Source organism: Streptomyces sp. E11-3, from assembly GCF_046540415.1.
Lineage (GTDB): Bacteria > Actinomycetota > Actinomycetes > Streptomycetales > Streptomycetaceae > Streptomyces.
In genome coordinates this window covers 1-1,954 of record NZ_JAZGRL010000135.1, presented here as the reverse complement: position 1 = coordinate 1,954, position 1,954 = coordinate 1, and the positions used below count along the sequence as shown (strand labels likewise).

At 72.8% G+C, this 1,954-nt stretch carries 2 protein-coding genes; both read right to left on the bottom strand.

Annotated features, from left to right (window positions below; translation table 11 throughout):
- Window positions 1-59: 59 nt before the first annotated feature.
- Window positions 60-839 (bottom strand): IclR family transcriptional regulator, encoded by a 780-nt coding sequence (locus U9R90_RS35850; RefSeq protein WP_411061655.1) that lies wholly within the window; start codon window positions 837-839, stop codon window positions 60-62.
- The coding region (locus U9R90_RS35845) for a sugar kinase (protein WP_411061653.1) at window positions 836-1,954 on the bottom strand (1,119 nt) is incomplete at its 5' end. The genes U9R90_RS35850 and U9R90_RS35845, both read right to left, overlap by 4 nt.

Here is a 1,954-nt window from a genome sequence, read left to right as displayed (position 1 = left end):
GGGGCGTGAGGGCGGTTTTCGGGGTGGGCATGTCCGGGGGTCCCTTCGGTTCGGTTCGGTCAGGCGGGTGTGGTCGTGGCCGCGGTCGTGGTTGTGGTCGTGGTGCCTGCGTACTCGCGGGTGATGGCTTCTGCCGTACGGCGTACCAGTGGGAGGAGGGTGAGGAGTTCCTCCGCTGTGACGACCACGTTGGGCGCGGAGACCGAGAGCGCGGCGATCGCCCTGCCGTCGGTGCCGTGGATCGGGGCGCCCACGCAGTTGATGGACTCCTCGTGGCCGCCCAGGTCGGTGGCCCAGCCCTGTTCCCGTACGGTCGCGAGCTCCTTGAGGAACGCCTCGGCGTTCGGGGTCGAACGGGGGGTGTAGCGGGGGTAGTCGAGGCGTTCGGCTATGGAGCGGCGCTCGGGTTCGGACAGGTCGGCGATGAGGAGTTTGGCGACGGCTGCGACCGTGATCGCCACGGGTTTGCCGATGCGTGAGTACATCCGTACGGGATAGCGGCTCTCGACCTTGTCGATGTAGAGGACCTCGTTGTCCTCGTGGACGGCCAGATGCACGGTGTGGCCGCAGGCCTCGTTCAGGGCGACCAGGTGGGGGTGGGCGATCTCGCGTACGTCCAGGGTCTCGACGGCCTCCTGGGCGAGGGCGAAGAGGCGGGCGCCCAGGCGGTAGCGCTGGTCGGACTGGCGGTAGACCAGGCCGTGGTCGTGCAGGGTGCGGAGGAGGCGGAGGGCTGTTGATTTGTGCACGCCCAGGCGGGCGGCCACCTGGCCCAGGTCGGCGGGGCCCTCGGCCAGCAGGGGCAGGATGTTCAGGGCGCGGTCTACGGTCTGGCTCATCGGGCTACGTCCATTTTCGTCCAGCCCGCTGTGAGGTGCAGGGCGCGCCAGCGGTCGGGTGGGAGTGCGGCCAGGCGGTCGGCTTCGGAGCGGACGGGCGGGGCGGCCAGGTCGTCGGGGACGGTGAGGGCCGCGGCGGCCGTCAGATGGCCGTGGCGTAGGCGCTGGGGTGCGGGGAGGCCGCGGAGTACGGCGGAGAGGTAGCCCGCGGCGAACGCGTCGCCCGCGCCCACGGAGGCGACGACATCCACGCGGGGCGCTGGTTCGTGCACCGGGTCCGGCCCCTCGTCGCGGGTGAACAGCGTCGCGCCTGCCGCCGACTGCTTGACCACCAGGGATTCCGGTTCGGGGAGCGCTGCTCGGATGGCCTCGGGGCCGCCGGTGATGCCCCAGGCCGCTTCGGCCTCGTCCTCGCCTACGAAGACGAGGTCGCTGGCGGCCGCGAGGGTGAGCAGGACGGTGGGATCGTCGGCGGGGCCCCAGAGCGGCGGGCGGTAGTTGACGTCGAAGGAGAGGAGGGGGCGCGAGCCCCCCGTGGAACGTGAACCCCCCGTGGGGCGTGAACCCCCCGTGGGGCGTGAGCCCCCCATGAGGCGTGAGCTCCCCGTGCGGTGGGTGGTCAGGGATCGGAGCAGGTCCAGGCAGTCGGCGGAGAGCGCGGCCGTGATGCCGGTGAGGTGGAGTACGCGGGTGTGGGCGAGGGCTGCCGGGGCCATGTTCGCCGGGGACATGGCGGAGGCGGCGGAGCCGGTGCGGTAGTAGGCGACCTCGGAGAGGGGTTCTCGGTGCACGGAGTCTCCGTGCGCGGAGTCTCCGTGCACGGAGTCTCGGTGCACGGGGTCCGGCTCCCGGGCGCCAGGGGTGCGGAAGTAGATGCCGGTCGGGCGGGAGGGATCACGGGTGACGCGGGAGGTGTCCACGCCACAGGCGGCGATCTCGGCGAGCAGGTGGTCGCCGAAGGGGTCCGCACCCACCCGGCTCACCCAGCGCACCGTGTGGCCCGCGCGGGCGAGGGTGCAGGCGACGTTCGACTCGGCGCCGCCGATGCCGCGCGCGAAGGCGGTCACGTCGGCGAGGCGGCGGCCCGGCGGGGCGGGGAGGCCGGACTGGGCGGG